Here is a 16,500-nt window from a genome sequence, read left to right on the forward strand (position 1 = left end):
GGATGACGATAGCAGGGGGCGGCGCTGCAAGTTCGGGGGTTCCGTTTATCGCATTTTCTCATCTGTATGGTTGTCAGTAAAACAGGATTCTGCTATGCTGCGGGTTAACGTAAACATTGTTTATATTTTGAAGGCTGTATTCCGTCAATGATTATTCATGAGGTGGGAAGAATGCCTGAACAGGAAGTCAACCGGCATATTCAACGGATATTTTCCTGTGTTTCCGGTAACAGGGGCAATGAGGGGCAGCAAATCGAGGCTCCTATTGTTACCTCCTGGGAGCGTAGTCTTCAGCATTACGGTATCGATCCTAGTGAACCCAACCCGGTTCAGGTGCTGACAGCTGCCGAATTGCGGGAATATACCCGTCCTATCGAACGTTTCCTGCGTATTGCCAAAGCAGGGGTTCAGTTTCTGCACCGTCAGGTCGCCGACCTCGGTTACTCGACCCTGCTGTGCGACGCCCACGGGGTGACCGTCGACTGGCGGGGCGACGAGCGTTTTTCCCGCCAGTGGAAAGATGCCGGGCTCTATCTTGGTGCGGTGTGGAATGAGCATCAGGAGGGAACCTGCGGGGTTGGTACCGCGCTCATCGAGCAGACGGCTCTTACTGTTCACAAAGGCGATCACTTCCGAGCCAAAAACGCCAATCTGACATGCTCCTGTGCTCCCATTATCGGCCCGAGTGGCAAAACTATGGGGCTGATCGATGTTTCCGCTCTGCATTCTCCCGATTCCAAGGAGAGTCAGCACCTTGCCCTGCAGTTGGTCATGCAGTCCGCACGCATGATCGAAAGCGCCTATTTCCTCAATCAATATGAAGACCAGTGGGTGTTGAAGCTGAATTTCGAGCGGGAACTCGCCGAAGTGTCGAGTGAATGTCTGGTGGCCATCGATGGCGAAGGCAGGATCCTTGCCGCTGATCGCATCGCGTGTCGCACCCTGGGGCACGAAGTTCCCGGCGGCAATCTGGTGGGACGTTTTGTCCGGGAAGTGTTTGATCTGAATTTTGAAAAACTGCTGGATGTCTATTCCAATTCCAGTATGGTTTTGCCTATCCGGACCCAAGCCACCGGTCTCCAGCTGTTTGCCTGTTTGCGGAGCCCTCAGGCTATCTCGGTCAAGCCGGTGGGGCGCGTGGAGCCCGTCGCCCCGCCCCGGCGCCAGGTGCCGCTGGCGGGTCAGCCGTTGACCCTCGATTATCTGGCGGGGGACGATCGCAAGCTTCAGGACAGCGTCGAGCGTATCAAGCGGGTCATGAATAAACCCATTCCGATATTGCTCAACGGTGAGACGGGTACGGGCAAGGAGATGTTTGCCCAGGCTATCCATCATGCCAGTCGGCGTGCCGACAAGCCTTTTGTCGCGGTCAACTGCGCGGCAATCCCCGAATCCCTTATAGAAAGTGAACTGTTCGGCTATAAGGACGGGGCTTTTACCGGCGCTCGCAGTAAGGGGATGCGCGGCAAGATCCTGCAGTCGGACGGCGGAACCTTGTTTCTCGATGAAATCGGCGATATGCCGGCCAGTCTGCAGCCGAGGCTGTTGCGGGTTCTCGCGGAGCGCGAAGTCACCCCCCTGGGCGGGGAAACGGCGATTCCCGTCGATCTGCATGTCATCTGTGCAACCCATCGTAATATTCTGGATATGGTGGCCAGCGGCGCATTCCGGGAGGATCTCTATTATCGCCTTAACGGGATCGCCTTCGAGTTGCCGTCGTTGCGTGAGCGTTCCGATCTGGAACGTTTGATCAACGACGTGCTTTTGATCGAGGCCGGCAACAGCGTCGAGAGCGTAGTCATCGATGATGCGGCTATGCGGGTCATGACGGATTTTTGCTGGCCGGGCAACATTCGGCAGTTGCGCAATGCTCTGCGGTATGCCCTGGCAGTTTGTGATAACGGTGTAATTACCTGCGCCGACCTGCCGGTGGATATCACGGTTACCGGATCGACGGATCCCGCAGCCGCGTCGTTGACCGCTTCTCGTCGGCAGCCGGTTGCCCAGTTGCCCGAAGAGCCTGTCAGGCCGCCTGCTGCGTCGGTGGTCGACGAGGCCGTTGCCGGTCTCAATGCCATGGAGCAGGCTGAGCGTCAGGTTATCCTTGAGGCCCTTCAGAAGTACAAGTGGCAAGTGTCCAAGGCTGTCAAAGAGGTCGGCATCAGTCGCGCGACCATGTATCGCAAGATGGATAAATATGCCATCGTGCCGCCCAATAAGCGTTAAACGGCAATTTCGATACGTTCAAATCAGCAGGTTTATGCTGGGCGGGGTCGTCTTATCGTAGAGAGACACCCCATGGCTTCATAATCATAAAAATGGCTGTCGCGGCAGGGTGCCGGGCAGCCATTTTTTATGGTTCGGTAATGGTGTTTTGCTGTCGGTCTTTCATTGGGTGCCGCAGTCCGGGCTGCTGAAAAGGTGGCAACGGTCGGGAGCTCTGGGGTGGCGCTTCGGGACAGGTGTTTCTGTAAAGGCTGAGACAAGTGTCTCAATTTGAGGAAAGCGATGGTGTCTTACGTTGCCTTTTCAGCCGTATGGCAAGGGCCATGACGATGATAAGGGTCCTGGGTGTCGGCGCTTGCGCCTTCTGCAGGGTTTTGTGGAAAAGAGGAGGGTCTCATCGGAGGCTTGGCCTGCTTCTTGCGCATTGATTTCATAAAAACAAAGGTCGCGGGAAGTTAACCGCCATGAGGTCCCGTGACGGGACGACCGGGGATACGGTTTAAAACCTCGGTTTATGTTTAGACGTTCCGGCTTTTTTGTCGGGAGAATTCTTTGGGGAATTTATGATGAGAAAGTTCCATGAGATAACCGGTACGGAAACCGGAGCGGTTTCCGGAGAGGCTGGGACCATCGGCACGCGCAAGGTGTATGTAACCGGTTCGCGTCCCGATATCCGTGTGCCCATGAAGGAAATCGTACAGAAAGTTGGGGCGCAGGACGAGTCGGGCACGGAACTGCTGAAAATTTACCTGTATGATACTTCGGGGCCTTTCACCGATCCCGGCGCAGCGGTCAATATTCGCGCCGGTCTGCCCGCTATGCGGGAAGCATGGATCGAAGAGCGTCATGACAGTATGGTTTTGTCGCAGCTGAGTTCCGAGTACGGGCGCCAGCGTTTGGCGGGACGCGTTGAGGGGGGGCAATATTTCCCCGAAGAAAGATTGCCGCGTCGGGCCGGAAAAGGTTGCAACGTGACCCAGATGCATTATGCCCGCAAGGGCATTGTGACTCCCGAGATGGAATATATCGCTATTCGCGAGAATCAACGGCGCGAGAGTCTGCCCGAACTCCTTAAAAAACAGCATCCCGGAGATCCGCGCGGAACCCGGATGCCTCAGGTCATTACGCCGGAGTATGTGCGGGACGAAGTCGCCGCCGGTCGGGCGGTCATTCCGTGCAATATCAATCACCCCGAATGCGAGCCGATGATCATCGGTCGCAACTTTCTGGTTAAGATCAACGCCAATATAGGCAATTCGGCCATGTCTTCCTCTATCGACGAGGAAGTCGAAAAGATGATATGGGCCATTCGCTGGGGTGGCGACACGGTTATGGATCTTTCTACCGGGGTGGATATTCATGAAACCCGCGAATGGATCATTCGCAACAGCCCGGTACCCATCGGCACGGTGCCCATCTATCAGGCGCTTGAAAAAGTCGGCGGCCAGGCCGAGGAACTGAGCTGGGAGATCTTCCGTGATACGCTGATCGAGCAGGCTGAACAGGGCGTTGACTATTTCACCATTCACGCCGGGGTGCGCAGCAATCTGCTGGAGGCCGCCCAGCGGCGTCTTACCGGTATCGTTTCCCGAGGCGGCTCCATCATGACCAAGTGGTGCAAGGCCCACGGTCAGGAAAGCTTCCTCTATACGCGTTTCGAGGAAATCTGCGAGATCGCCAAGGCTTATGACGTTACCTTCTCGTTGGGAGACGGCCTGCGTCCCGGATCGATCTACGATGCCAACGATGAGGCACAGATTGAAGAGCTGAAAACCCTTGGCGAACTCACGGAAACGGCCTGGCGTCATGATGTGCAGGTGATGATAGAAGGCCCCGGTCATGTGCCCATGCATATGATTCAGGAAAACATGGATCTGCAGCTCAAGTATTGTCATGGTGCGCCGTTCTACACTCTCGGTCCCCTGGTGACGGATATCGCGCCGGGCTACGATCATATCACCTCGGCCATCGGCGGTACCATGATGGCTTGGTGCGGTACCGCCATGCTCTGCTATGTCACGCCCAAGGAGCATCTTGGGTTGCCGGATAAAAACGATGTTCGCGAGGGGATCGTGGCGCACAAGATCGCCGCCCATGCGGCCGATCTGGCCAAGGGCCACCCCGGGGCCCAGGCCCGTGACAATGCCTTGTCCAAGGCGCGTTTCGAGTTTCGCTGGCAGGACCAGTTCGCGTTGGGGCTCGATCCGGAGCGGGCCATGGGGATTCGCAAGGCGCTGCTCCCGGAAGACGCCGAGGACAAGGAGCAGTATTGCACCATGTGCGGTCCCGATTTTTGTTCCATGAAAATTACCCGCAGCTTGCGGGAAGGTGCCGCCGGGGGCAAAGAAGAATAGCGGAGGATCCATGTCGCAATTAACGGTAAACGGTAAACCATTGGTCCTGCCGCTGCCGGCAACCATTCTGGATGTGTTGAATCGTCTCAATTTCGACCCAACCAAAGTTGCCGCGGAGTTGAACGGAACCGTTGTCATGCGGGATGCCTTTGGTGAAACCGATCTGAACCGTAATGATTGTCTGGAAATCGTTCAATTCGTCGGCGGGGGCTGAACCCTGCCGCTTTGACCAAAGGTTATATCATGGATGAACTCGTCATTGCCGGTCGGTCTTTTTCCTCCCGCCTGATGGTCGGGACCGGAAAATTCGCCTCCAACTCTCTGATGGCAGACGCCCTGGCCGCGTCGGGGTCGCAGATCGTCACCGTCGCTTTGCGCCGGGTCGACATCGACCGACCCGAAGACGATCTGCTGGCTCATATCGATCGGGACAAGTATCTGCTGCTGCCCAATACCAGCGGTGCCCGCGACGCCGACGAGGCTGTGCGCCTGGCGCGTCTGGCGCGCGCCGCCGGCTGCGAGCCCTGGGTCAAGCTGGAGGTCACTCCCGACCCTTACTATCTGCTGCCCGATCCCATCGAAACCCTCAAGGCCGCCGAAATTCTGGTCAAGGAAGGCTTTGTGGTGTTGCCCTACATCAATGCCGACCCGGTACTGGCCAAGCATCTGCAGGAAGCCGGCACCGCCACGGTGATGCCGCTGGGAGCGCCCATCGGCACCAACAAGGGGGTGCGCACCCGCGACAACATCGCCATTATCATCGAGCAGGCCATCGTACCGGTGGTGGTCGATGCGGGTCTTGGCGCACCGTCGCATGTGGCCGAGGCCATGGAGATGGGTGCCGATGCGGTGCTGGTCAATACCGCCCTGGCCGTGACCCCGGATCCCGCGGGTATGGCCAACGCCTTTCGCCTCGGGGTGGAGGCCGGGCGCCGCGCGTTTCTGGCGGGTCTTCCGGCCCAGCAACAGAAGGCCGAGGCGTCCAGCCCCCTGACCGGATTTTTGAGGGACGAACAGTGAATTTTCTCGACGAATTCAACAGCTACGATCGCGGCGAGCTTGCGCAACGGATTATGTCATGCCGGGCTGCCGATGTGGAACGAGCGCTGACGGCGGAACATCTGCGCAGTGCCGATTTTATGGCGCTGCTGTCGCCGGCGGCGCACGGTTACCTGGAGTCGATGGCACAAAAAGCCCACCGTCTGACGCAGCAGCGTTTCGGCAAAACCATCCAGCTCTTTGCGCCGCTGTACATCTCCAACGAATGCAGCAACGGCTGCCTGTACTGCGGCTTCAACGCCGCCAACAAGGTCGCGCGGCGCACCTTGAGCCTGGACGAAGTCGAAGCCGAGGCCCGCATCCTGCGCCAGCGCGGTTTCCGTCATGTGCAGATTCTTACCGGTGAAGCTCCCCGGGCTGTGGATAACGATATGCTGGCAGCGGTGGTCCGCCGGATTCGGCCATTGTTTTCCGCCATCAGCATCGAAGTCTATCCCATGGAAGAAGCCGGCTACCGACAGATGGTCGATGCCGGCGTCGACAACCTGACCGTTTATCAGGAGACGTACGATCGCGATCTGTACGACAAGCTGCATCCCTTCGGTCGTAAAAAGGATTTTGACTGGCGTCTGACCACTCCCGACCGCGGCGGTGCGGCGGGACTGCGTTCCATCGGTATCGGTGCCTTGTTGGGGCTGAGCGACTGGCGCGTCGAAGGTGTGCTGGTCGGGTTGCACGCGCGACACCTGGCGCGTACCTGGTGGCGCAGTCGGGTGAATGTATCCTTTCCGCGCATGCGGCCCGCCGGGGGCGGGTTCAATCCGCTGGCGCCGGTATCCGACAGTGCCCTGGTGCAACTGATCTGCGCGCTGCGACTGTTGATACCCGATGCCGGGCTGGTGCTGTCGACCCGCGAAAGCTCCAGTTTGCGCGATCATCTGCTGCCTTTGGGTATCACCCAGCTGAGTGCCGGCTCCTGTACTGCCCCGGGCGGGTATGGCGACGAGGGGCACGGTAGCGAGCAGTTTGCCATTGACGACGACCGCGACGCCGAACAGGTTTGCGCCATGCTGCGCGCCCAGGGATATGAGCCGGTATGGAAGGATTGGGATCGCACCTTTATGGATCGGCAGGCCGTTTGAGCCGCTGCCTCGTAGACGTTTCCCCGGCGGGAATCACGTCGGTCGAATGATTTGAGCTATTCAGATAACCGGTAAGGAGAAAAGGGATATGACAGGCACGATAGCCGATGGTGTTACCGTAGGTATTATTGCCAACCCTGCTTCAGGGCGGGATATCCGGCGGCTGATCAGTGCCGCTTCGGGTTTTACCATTGCCGAAAAGGCCAATATCGTCCGAAGGTTATGTCTGGGTATGCGCCTGATCGGCGTCGACAGGGTTTGCATGATCCCTGATCGTTCGGGTATTGCAGGTACGTTGCTGCGCGATAAGGAACACGGAGTCAAGGTTCTCGACGAAAAGTGGCCGGAAATCGAATTGCTCGACATGCGCGTGGAAGAAAAAGCCATCGATACTCTGCGTGCTGTTGATCTGATGGTGGCTAAGGGAGTTCAGGTCATTATCGTGCTCGGGGGCGACGGCACCCATCGGCTGGTCGCCAACAACTGCGGCTCTATCCCTATTGTTGCTCTTTCCACCGGTACAAATAACGCTTTTCCTCATTTTCAGGAGGCGACGGTCGCCGGAATGGCGACCGGCCTGGTGGCACGAGGAGCTGTCCCGGCCTGTGAGGCGACTCAGCGCAACAAGGTGCTGCGGCTGGAGATCAACGGTCAGTGCCGGGATCTGGCATTGGTTGATCTCTGTCTCACCGATGACAGATGGGTCGGGGCCCGGGCTATGTGGCGGCCGGAACGGGTCAAGGAAATCTTTGTCACCTACGCGGAAGCCGACGCCATCGGGTTGTCTTCGGTTGCCGGTTTGGCCAATCCCATCCCGCGGGACAGCGGCCAGGGTCTTCATCTGGTGCTGTGTCCACCGGGACAGGGTATACTGACCGTTTGCGCGCCCATCGCTCCGGGACTGATTTTGCCCGTAGGGATATCGGAGTTGCGCATCTTGAGGCCGAATGAATATATCCCCGTCGATATGGCCAATGGAGTCGTGACGTTGGATGGCGAACGGGAGTTTGCGTTCCGCAAGGATGATAAGATCAATGTGTGGCTCGATCTCGATGGTCCTTTTACCATCGATGTGCCGCGGGTTATGCATGTCGCCGCCGAGCGTGGCGTCTTCACCTGGCCTTCGCCTTATATCTGCACCGATAATGTCACGCAGGGGGCGGGAGAGTAGGTTTTATGACGCGGGAAGATATCTGCGGCGTTTATCTGATTACCGAATCTGTGCCTGATATGCTGGAAAGGGTGCGTATTGCCCTGGCAAACGGTGTGAAGGTGGTGCAGTACCGCGGTAAAAACGATCCCGAAGCAAAGCGCCTGCCCATGGCCAACCGGTTGCGTTGCTTGTGCGGAGAGTACGGGGCGTTTTTTATCGTCAACGATGATCCTGGCCTGGCGCTGGCCTGCCGGGCTGACGGCGTACATTTGGGCCAAGGCGATGGTTCGGTGATGCAGGCCAGGCAAATGCTGGGCGAAGCGGCCCTTATCGGCGTCTCGACCCACTCTCTTTCCGAAGCTGAACAGGCCCAGCGGCAGGGTGCCGATTATATCGGTTTCGGCTGTCTTTTCGCGACTGCATCGAAGCGGGATACGGTGTCCGCGTCGCTGGATGAATTGCGGCTTGTAAGGCATGTCGTGTCGTTGCCGATTGTAGCGATCGGCGGCATCCATATTGGTAATGCTGCGCTGGCTGTTCAGGCCGGAGCGGATGCCGTGGCCGTCATTTCGGCCGTGATGCAGGCCGATGATTGCAAATCTACCGTGTGTGAACTGGACCGTCAGTGCCGCGCCCTCATTTAAGCCTTTCGCTGTGAGTGGCGAACTTCGGCGAAGGTTTTGTCTGCCAAGTTTTTCCTGCCACGTTACTTCCGGGATCATTCTCTTCTTTCCCTGGATGACATTTCTCTCTAGTCCTTACGCAGGCCAGGCCGTTGTGCTTTGCCTGTTTTTTTGCTTTTCTACGAGCATTGCCCGGGGTGAAAAGCGAAGCCTCGCAAACCTGTCTCAATTCCTCAACCGGGGTTTTGCGACAGATGTTTGTCTTGCCGTAAGACACTTGTATCAAAATTATCAAAACCTCTGAGAACCAGTGCTCTCAAATACTTGCAATGCAAACATTCAGGATTGTTCAGATCTTTTTTTGAAAAACTTTTACATCTGAAATCCCTCGCAAAAACAATGTTTTGCGAATTGCTTTTAGGGATTTGGGAGTGTTTGTTTTTTGCGATCCGGATCCTTGGCACCTGTTGTGCTCTAACACATGACCGTGAGACCAAGCGCGGCCGTATCAAGAGCCTGTCTTGCGGTCATCGATTCAGCAGCGGCTTGCCACCTCCAGGCGGGCGTGAGGCAGGTCGGGATCGACTATCACAGGTGAAGATCGGTCAATCGTTACCCTATCGTTTTATGGCACGATCCAAAGGAAGAAGGGAGAAGCAAATGAAGACACAACTGTCGAAAGAGGATCTTCTCAAAGCTTATCGCAAGATGCGGGAGATTCGGGAGTTTGAAGACCGTGTGCATGTTGAGTTCGCGAAAGGGACTCTCCCCGGCTTCGTTCATCTGTATTCAGGTGAGGAAGCTGTGGCTGTTGGTGTTTGTTCACACCTCAACGATCTGGACCGTATCGCCAGTACCCACCGCGGCCATGGACACTGCATCGCCAAGGGTGTTGAGCTCGAAGGCATGATGGCCGAGATCTACGGCAAGAAAACCGGTACCTGCGGCGGTAAGGGCGGTTCCATGCATATTGCCGACCTCGACAAAGGTATGATGGGTGCAAACGGTATCGTCGGTGCCGGTCCCCCGCTGATCGCTGGTGCTGCTCTGGCTTCCAAACTGCGCAAAGACGGCAGCGTCGGTGTGGTTTTCTTCGGCGACGGTGCTTCCAACCAGGGTACCAACTTCGAGTCGATGAACTTCGCCGTTACCCTGGATCTGCCGATGATCTTCGTTCTGGAGAACAACGGTTACGCCGAGTCGACTTCTCCCAAGTACTCCGCCAAAGTCGGTTCCGACAATATCGCTGACCGCGCCCGCGGTTTCGGCATGCCCGCAGTCACCGTCGACGGCAACGATTTCTTCGCCGTTTACGAAGCTGCCGGGGAAGCTATTGAGCGCGCCCGCAAAGGCGGCGGCCCTACCTTCATCGAGTGCAAGACCATGCGTTATTTCGGTCACTTCGAAGGTGATGCCCAGACTTATCGTCCCAAGAACGAAGTTAAGGACGCCCGTGCCAATGATTGCCCTCTGAAGCGCTTTGCTGACGCTGCGATCTCCGCCGGCCTGGTGGAAGCCGCTGATATCGAGGCCATCGATAAGGATGTTCTGGCCCAGGTCGAAAAGGCTGTCAAGGACGCCGAGGTCGCACCGCAGCCTGATATGGAAGCGTTGATGGCCGACGTGTATGTATCTTACTGATCCCTTTTTGACGAAAAGATATAGAAAGGAATAAGACGATGGCTAGAAAGATTATGTTCAAGGACGCACTGAACGAAGCGATGCGTTTGGAGATGGAACGTGACGAGTCCGTTGTCCTCATCGGGCTCGACGTTGCCGGCGGCGCCGGTACCGTTACTCTGGACAAGGAGCGCGATTCCTGGGGCGGCGTTCTCGGCGTCAGCAAGGGTCTGTATCCGCTGTTCCCCGACCGTATCATCGATACTCCGATCTCCGAGTCCGCTTATATCGGTGCTGCCGTCGGCGCTTCGGCTTGTGGATTGCGCGCCATCGGCGAGCTGATGTTCTCCGACTTCATGGGCGTCTGCTTTGACCAGCTGTACAACCAGGCTGCCAAGTTCCGTTACATGTTCGGTGGCAAGGCTGTTACCCCGGTAACCATCCGCACCATGATCGGCGCCGGTTTCAGCGCCGCCGCTCAGCATTCCCAGAGTCCTTACTCGATGTTCGCTCATGTGCCGGGTCTGAAGTGCATCATCCCCTCCAACCCCTACGATGCCAAAGGTCTGCTGGCCGCTTCCATTGCGGATGACGATCCCTGCGTGTTCTTCGAGCACAAAGCTCTTTACACCATGAAGGGCGAGGTTCCTGAAGAGCACTACACCATTCCTCTGGGCAAAGCCAATGTTGTTCAGGAAGGTAAGGACGTTACCATCGTTGCTCTGGCCCGCATGGTTCAGTTCGCCGAAAAGGCTGCCAAGAAGCTGGCCAAAGACGGTATCGAGTGCACCATTATCGATCCCCGTACCATCTCGCCGATGGACTGGGACGCCATCTACTCCAGCGTCGAGAAGACCGGTCGCCTGGTGGTTGTTGACGAAAGCTATGACCTCTGCGGCGTTGCTTCCGATATCTGCGGGCACGTGTCCCAGAATGTGTTCGGCGCTTTGAAGGCAGCTCCCCAGATGGTAACGGCTCCGTTCGTTCCTACGCCTTTTGCAGCCAATCTTGAGGCCGCTTACCTGCCTGACGCTAAGAAAATCGAAGCGGCTGTACGTAAAACCATGGAGTAAGTATCATGAGTGACAATAGAATCATAGCTCTCACCATGCCCAAGTGGGGCCTGACCATGGAAGAAGGCACCATCTCTTCCTGGCTGATGGACGAGGGCGACACTATCGAAGTCGGGAGTGAAATTCTCGAAGTCGAAACCGACAAGATCGCGCAGCCCGTTGAAAGTGCTGTCGAAGGTATCCTGCGTCGCAAGATCGGTGAAGAAGACGAAGAATACCCTGTGAAGGCTCTGATCGGGATCATCGCTGCAGAGGATGTCACCGAAGAGGAAATCGACGCGTTTATCGCCAGCTACGGCGGCGAAGGTGCTGAGGGTTCCGATGAAGATGAAGCTCCTGCAGAAACCGCTGCTGCACCTGAAGGTATCTATGAGCTGACCATGCCCAAGTGGGGCCTGACCATGGAAGAAGGCACCATCTCTTCCTGGCTCATCGACGAAGGGGATGAAGTCGAAGTCGGTACCGAGATCATGGAAGTTGAGACGGATAAGATCGCTCAGCCGGTTGAAAGTACCGTGGCAGGTGTGTTGCGTCGCAAGATCGGTGAAGAGGACGAGGAATATCCGGTAAAAGCCTTGATCGGTATTATTGCCGATGCCTCGGTATCCGATGCCGATATCGATGCTTACCTTGCCAGCCGTGGTGGCGAAGCCGCCTCGGGTGACGAGGAAGAAGAAGCTGCAGCTCCGGCGCAGCCGACCAGCAAGCCGATGTCGGCCATGCGTGCCGCCATCTCCAATACGGTGACCAACTCGTGGACTATTCCCCAGTTCCCGGTCACCATGGGCATCGAGATGGGTGCGGCCAAGGAATTCCGTGCCGGTCTCAAGGCTGCAGGCAAGGCTGTTTCCATGAACGATATGGTAATCAGGGCCTGTGGCAAGGCCATCGAGCAGTACCCGATGGTTAACGCCACTCTGGGCGGCAAGGAATATGGCCTTAATGCCGATGTAAACATCGCCGTTGCCGTCGGCACCGACGATGCTCTGATGATGCCGGTTGTCAAGGGCTGTCAAGCCCTCAGCCTTGAAGAAGTTGCCAGCGCTTCCCGCGCTGTAATCGACAAGGTTAAGGCCGGTACCTGCGGCCCTGCTGAAATGGCTGGTGGTAACTTCGCCATTTCCAACCTGGGTATGCTCGGGGTCGATTCATTCGGTGCCCTGGTGCCCCCGGGAATGTCTGCGATCCTGGCAGTTGGCGGCATCAAAGACGAAGTCGTAGTGAAAGATGGCGAAATGGTTCCCGTGTCAACGATGAAGGTGACCCTGGTAGCCGACCACCGGGTGGTGGACGGGTTGTACTCCGCCCAGTTCCTGGTGGAACTGAAGCGTCTTCTGGAAAATCCCGAAGAGCTTTAATTTTAGATAGCAAAAAGCCGGCACCCCCTCAAAGGGGTGCCGGTCGATAAAAGATTTCGCGGAATAGCGTTTGTGTATATTTGGTATAGTCGGATCATGAAAAAAGAGTCAGGGGTTGTTGGTCTTGCTCAGGATTTCATGTGCCGGGGATGACAGCCCATGTTGAGCTGCTGATCGAAGGCGATTGGGTCGGTCAGGTTCGAAGAGTTGTGATGATTCTGCACGAGACGGTATTACGGGTTTGATGCCGCACAAAGGGCATCGGGAAGATAAGGGTCACGATCATGGATGTTGGACAAAAAAAACGTGGTGCCGATAAAACGGCCCTAGCGACGACTGATGAGCAAGGCGCTTTGTCCAAGCCGACCTGGATCCGCGCCAAGGCGCCGATCTCGCCGGAGGTTGGCAGGTTGACGGGAATCCTGCGTGATTTGCATCTGCATACGGTGTGCGAAGAGGCCAGCTGTCCCAACCTCGGCGAATGTTTCAAGCGTGGGACGGCAACCTTCATGATCATGGGCGATGTCTGTACGCGTCGTTGTCCCTTTTGCGACGTGGCACATGGCCGGCCTGCTGCCTTGGATACCGAAGAGCCGGGACATCTGGCGGACGCCATCGGCGCCATGAAGCTCAAATACGTGGTGATCACCTCGGTGACCAGGGACGATCTGGAAGATGGCGGCGCCGCACATTTCGCACAGTGTATCGAATCCATCCGCAAGAAAACCGAGGGTGTCAAGGTGGAGATCCTGGTGCCTGATTTCCGGGGGCATGTCGATGCCGCCCTCAAGAACCTCGGCAACTGTCTGCCCGACGTGTTTAACCATAATCTTGAAACGGTACCGCGTCTTTATGCGGAGTCACGACCTGGTGCCCGTTATCACGAATCTTTGCGGTTGTTGCAGCGGTTTAAGGAAACCTATCCCGGTATACCGACCAAATCCGGCCTGATGCTGGGATTGGGCGAAACAGACGAAGAGATCCTTGAAGTTATGCGGGATTTGCGGGTGCACGGTTGCGATATGCTGACCATCGGACAGTATCTGCGACCCAGTCGCCATCATCTGCCGGTTCAGCGCTATGTAACCCCGGAGCAGTTCGAGGCGTTTCGGGTTGCCGGTTTAAAGATGGGCTTTTCCCAGGTCGCTTCAGGGCCGCTGGTGCGTTCTTCCTATCACGCCGATCTACAGGCAAAAGAAGTTTTGCATACATGACAAGCCGCGGTTAAAACCCAGGAGTTTTGCCGCATAAGGAGAATATAAAATGGCTGACGAAATTTTCGATCTTATCGTATTGGGTGCCGGTCCCGGAGGTTATGTCGGGGCGATCCGCGCAGCTCAGCTCGGCATGAAGGTCGCCGTGGTGGAAAGTCGTCCGACCCTCGGCGGTGTGTGCCTTAACGAAGGCTGCATTCCGAGTAAAGCGCTGCTCGACTCCAGCGAACATTTCGCTCTGGCGCGGGACAAGTTCGATATGCACGGCATCGAGATCCCTGCACCGAAGCTTAACCTGGCCAAGATGATGGAGCGCAAGGAAGGCGTTGTCAGCGATCTTACCGGCGGCATCGCGTTCCTTTTCAAAAAGAATAAAGTTACCTGGATCAAGGGCCGCGGCAAGCTGCTCGGAGCCGGTGGCGACGGTCTGCAGCAGGTTGAAGTGACCGGTAAGAACGCCGGCGTGGTCAAGGGCAAGAATGTTCTGCTGGCTACCGGCGGCAAGGTTGCGCAGGTTCCCGGCATTACCGTAGACAACGATGTGATCATCGACAACGTCGGCGCCCTGAGCATTGATAAAGTCCCCGAACATCTGATGATCATCGGCGCCGGCTATATCGGTCTGGAGCTCGGATCCGTGTGGTTGCGCCTCGGCTCCAAGGTTACCGTGGTCGAAATGTTGCCCAAAATGCTGCCTAAGACCGACGCCGATACCACTCAGGCGCTGCAGCGCTCCCTGAAAAAACAGGGCATGACCTTCAACATGGGCACCACCGTCGGCGGTATCGAAGTGTCCGGCGGTAAGGCGACCGTGAAATTGGTCAAAAACGATAAAGAAAAAGAAGTTGTGTGCGACAAGGTGCTCATGTCCATCGGTCGCAAGCCCAATACCGACGGCCTCGGTCTGGAAGAACTCGGTGTGGAAATGGGCGAGCGCGGAACCATCAAGGTCGATGACAATTACGCCACCAATGTCCCGGGTATCTACGCTATCGGCGACCTGATCCCCGGCCCCATGCTGGCGCACAAAGCCTCCGAAGAAGCCGTGGTTTTCGTGGAGCGCCTGGTCGGGAAAAATTCCGAAGTTCACTACGGTACCATCCCCGGTGTCTGCTATACCTGGCCGGAAGTGGCTTCCGTCGGCAAAACCGAGCAGCAGCTGCAGGAAGAGGGTACCCCCGTCAAAGTCGGTAAATTCAATTTCGTCGGCAACGGTCGTGCCCGCGCCATGGCGGAAACCGAAGGTTTCGTCAAGATCATCGCCCATGCCGAGAACGGGCAGGTGCTGGGTGTGCACATCTTCGGGCCTCGCGCTTCCGATATGATTGCTGAAGCCGTGGCGGTTATGAGCTACGGCGGTACGGCCCACGACATCGGTGCCATGTTCCACGGTCATCCGACCCTGTCCGAAGCGGTCAAGGAAGCCGCTCTGGATGTGGACGGCGCCGCCGTACACTGCTGATAAATCTAAACGTGAAAATAACTGTTTTAGGCTAGTCCTGCGAGGGCTGACCTGCTTGCCGGGAGGTGGACCTCCTAGCCGCCTCCCGGTCTTTTTACCGTTTTATTCTTCCTCTCCAAGTTCCTCCTGTACCAAGTGGAAACGATTCGGGTCCGTTTCCACTTGGATTTTTTCCATGGGGAGATGGGTAGAGGACAGGTTGTTTGTGGAAATCCGGCAAGCGTATCGTGGCGCTTGCCTTCATGGCCGGGGTGATTGTCATGCCGCCGATGCCATGACCATAATTCAAACGGGAAACAGGGGAGACCATGAAACAGTTCAAGGTGGATAAATCACGTTGTACCCAATGTGGCGAATGTATTCAGGATTGTGTGTTCGGGTTGCTCAGCATGGAGCAAGGTTATCCGGCATTGCCCGCCGATAAAGAGTCTGTCTGCATCGAATGCCAGCACTGTATGGCGGTTTGCAAACCCGGTGCGATAAGTATTTTAGGATTGGATCCGGCCGATAGTATGCCGTTGGAAGGCCGGTTTCCGAATCAACATCAGATGGAGACCTTGATCAAGGGGCGCCGATCCATCCGGCGGTATGCGCCCGAACCCCTTGCCAGTGAAACCATCGACGAGTTGTTGAAAATAACCGCGCACGCGCCTACGGGGGTTAACGCCCGCGGGGTGGAGTTCCTGGTTGTCGAGGATCCGGCGACCATGGCGGCTATTAGGCAGGAAACCCTGGAAGCGTTACAGGATCTGGCTCGCAGGGATGCGATCCCGGATAACTTGTGCATCATGAAAGACATCGTTCCGCTGATGGAACAGGGGCTTGATCCGATTTTCCGAAATGCTCCGCATCTGCTGATTGCCTCGGCCGCACAAGGGGTCCCTTGCCGGGAGGCGGATGTGTTTATTGCTCTGAGTTATTTTGAGCTGTTGGCTGCCAGTGCCGGTATCGGTACCACCTGGTGTGGACTTGGCAAGTGGGCCATGGTCGATCTGGCACCGCAATTGTTGAAGTCGGTAGGTGTTCCCGAGGACCATGACGTGGTGTACCTGATGCTGTTCGGTACGCCGGATGTGAAGTATTATCGGACGGTACAGCGGGACCAGGACGCTAAAATACGGCGCCTGGTGAAGTAGCTTTTCTGCGATCTGAAAGCGAAAGACCGCTCAATCGATACGGTGGCGGCCGTAGGGGGCAGCTGAGTTGAACTCCTTTGGTATTTCGAGTCATCAGGTTGCCCGCCATCGACGGGACACAGAAGTTTTGTATTGATTGT

Annotated in this window: 13 protein-coding genes; all 13 read left to right on the forward strand. The window is 56.7% G+C overall.

Annotation, left to right across the window (positions count from 1 at the left end; all coding sequences use genetic code 11):
• Positions 1–171: 171 nt before the first annotated feature.
• Positions 172–2,226, forward strand: a complete 2,055-nt coding sequence (locus tag PCAR_RS02355) for a sigma-54-dependent Fis family transcriptional regulator (protein WP_011340013.1) — start codon at positions 172–174, stop codon at positions 2,224–2,226.
• Between the two features lie 563 nt (positions 2,227–2,789).
• Positions 2,790–4,580, forward strand: coding sequence for a phosphomethylpyrimidine synthase ThiC (gene thiC, locus PCAR_RS02360; RefSeq protein WP_011340015.1), 1,791 nt, complete (start codon positions 2,790–2,792; stop codon positions 4,578–4,580).
• A 10-nt stretch (positions 4,581–4,590) separates the two neighbouring features.
• A complete protein-coding gene (gene thiS / locus PCAR_RS02365) occupies positions 4,591–4,794 on the forward strand; it encodes a sulfur carrier protein ThiS (protein ID WP_011340016.1) in 204 nt (67 codons plus the stop codon).
• Positions 4,795–4,823: 29 nt separating this feature from the next.
• On the forward strand, positions 4,824–5,600 hold the full coding sequence (locus PCAR_RS02370; protein ID WP_011340017.1) for a thiazole synthase: 777 nt from the start codon (positions 4,824–4,826) through the stop codon (positions 5,598–5,600).
• Positions 5,597–6,721 carry a 2-iminoacetate synthase ThiH gene (gene thiH / locus PCAR_RS02375; protein ID WP_011340018.1) on the forward strand — a complete coding sequence of 375 codons (1,125 nt, stop codon included), beginning with the start codon at positions 5,597–5,599 and terminating at the stop codon, positions 6,719–6,721. Before PCAR_RS02370 ends, thiH begins: the two co-directional genes overlap by 4 nt.
• A gap of 88 nt (positions 6,722–6,809) precedes the next feature.
• On the forward strand, positions 6,810–7,892 hold the full coding sequence (locus tag PCAR_RS02380) for an ATP-NAD kinase family protein (protein ID WP_011340019.1): 1,083 nt from the start codon (positions 6,810–6,812) through the stop codon (positions 7,890–7,892).
• 5 nt (positions 7,893–7,897) lie between these two features.
• Entirely contained in the window at positions 7,898–8,518 is a 621-nt protein-coding gene (gene thiE / locus PCAR_RS02385; RefSeq protein ID WP_011340020.1) for a thiamine phosphate synthase, read from the forward strand.
• A 639-nt stretch (positions 8,519–9,157) separates the two neighbouring features.
• Entirely contained in the window at positions 9,158–10,138 is a 981-nt protein-coding gene (locus PCAR_RS02390) for a thiamine pyrophosphate-dependent dehydrogenase E1 component subunit alpha (protein ID WP_011340022.1), read from the forward strand.
• Positions 10,139–10,176: 38 nt separating this feature from the next.
• Entirely contained in the window at positions 10,177–11,190 is a 1,014-nt protein-coding gene (locus PCAR_RS02395) for an alpha-ketoacid dehydrogenase subunit beta (protein ID WP_011340023.1), read from the forward strand.
• 5 nt (positions 11,191–11,195) lie between these two features.
• On the forward strand, positions 11,196–12,548 hold the full coding sequence (locus PCAR_RS02400; RefSeq protein ID WP_011340024.1) for a 2-oxo acid dehydrogenase subunit E2: 1,353 nt from the start codon (positions 11,196–11,198) through the stop codon (positions 12,546–12,548).
• A gap of 284 nt (positions 12,549–12,832) precedes the next feature.
• A complete protein-coding gene (gene lipA, locus PCAR_RS02405; protein WP_011340025.1) occupies positions 12,833–13,762 on the forward strand; it encodes a lipoyl synthase in 930 nt (309 codons plus the stop codon).
• A gap of 49 nt (positions 13,763–13,811) precedes the next feature.
• A complete protein-coding gene (lpdA, locus tag PCAR_RS02410; protein WP_011340026.1) occupies positions 13,812–15,224 on the forward strand; it encodes a dihydrolipoyl dehydrogenase in 1,413 nt (470 codons plus the stop codon).
• Between the two features lie 308 nt (positions 15,225–15,532).
• Positions 15,533–16,360, forward strand: a complete 828-nt coding sequence (locus PCAR_RS02415; RefSeq protein ID WP_011340027.1) for a nitroreductase family protein — start codon at positions 15,533–15,535, stop codon at positions 16,358–16,360.
• Positions 16,361–16,500: the final 140 nt, after the last annotated feature.

The organism is Syntrophotalea carbinolica DSM 2380 (assembly GCF_000012885.1).
GTDB lineage: Bacteria > Desulfobacterota > Desulfuromonadia > Desulfuromonadales > Syntrophotaleaceae > Syntrophotalea > Syntrophotalea carbinolica.

What these genes read in the sequence shown, in the direction of transcription:
- PCAR_RS02395 (WP_011340023.1), top strand. Translation starts at nt 10,177, where the DNA reads ATGGCTAGAAAGATTATGTTCAAGGACGCACTGAACGAAGCGATGCGT.
- thiE (WP_011340020.1), top strand. Translation starts at nt 7,898, where the DNA reads ATGACGCGGGAAGATATCTGCGGCGTTTATCTGATTACCGAATCTGTG.
- PCAR_RS02355 (WP_011340013.1), top strand. Translation starts at nt 172, where the DNA reads ATGCCTGAACAGGAAGTCAACCGGCATATTCAACGGATATTTTCCTGT.
- PCAR_RS02390 (WP_011340022.1), top strand. Translation starts at nt 9,158, where the DNA reads ATGAAGACACAACTGTCGAAAGAGGATCTTCTCAAAGCTTATCGCAAG.
- thiC (WP_011340015.1), top strand. Translation starts at nt 2,790, where the DNA reads ATGATGAGAAAGTTCCATGAGATAACCGGTACGGAAACCGGAGCGGTT.
- PCAR_RS02380 (WP_011340019.1), top strand. Translation starts at nt 6,810, where the DNA reads ATGACAGGCACGATAGCCGATGGTGTTACCGTAGGTATTATTGCCAAC.
- PCAR_RS02370 (WP_011340017.1), top strand. Translation starts at nt 4,824, where the DNA reads ATGGATGAACTCGTCATTGCCGGTCGGTCTTTTTCCTCCCGCCTGATG.
- thiS (WP_011340016.1), top strand. Translation starts at nt 4,591, where the DNA reads ATGTCGCAATTAACGGTAAACGGTAAACCATTGGTCCTGCCGCTGCCG.
- lpdA (WP_011340026.1), top strand. Translation starts at nt 13,812, where the DNA reads ATGGCTGACGAAATTTTCGATCTTATCGTATTGGGTGCCGGTCCCGGA.
- lipA (WP_011340025.1), top strand. Translation starts at nt 12,833, where the DNA reads ATGGATGTTGGACAAAAAAAACGTGGTGCCGATAAAACGGCCCTAGCG.
- PCAR_RS02415 (WP_011340027.1), top strand. Translation starts at nt 15,533, where the DNA reads ATGAAACAGTTCAAGGTGGATAAATCACGTTGTACCCAATGTGGCGAA.
- PCAR_RS02400 (WP_011340024.1), top strand. Translation starts at nt 11,196, where the DNA reads ATGAGTGACAATAGAATCATAGCTCTCACCATGCCCAAGTGGGGCCTG.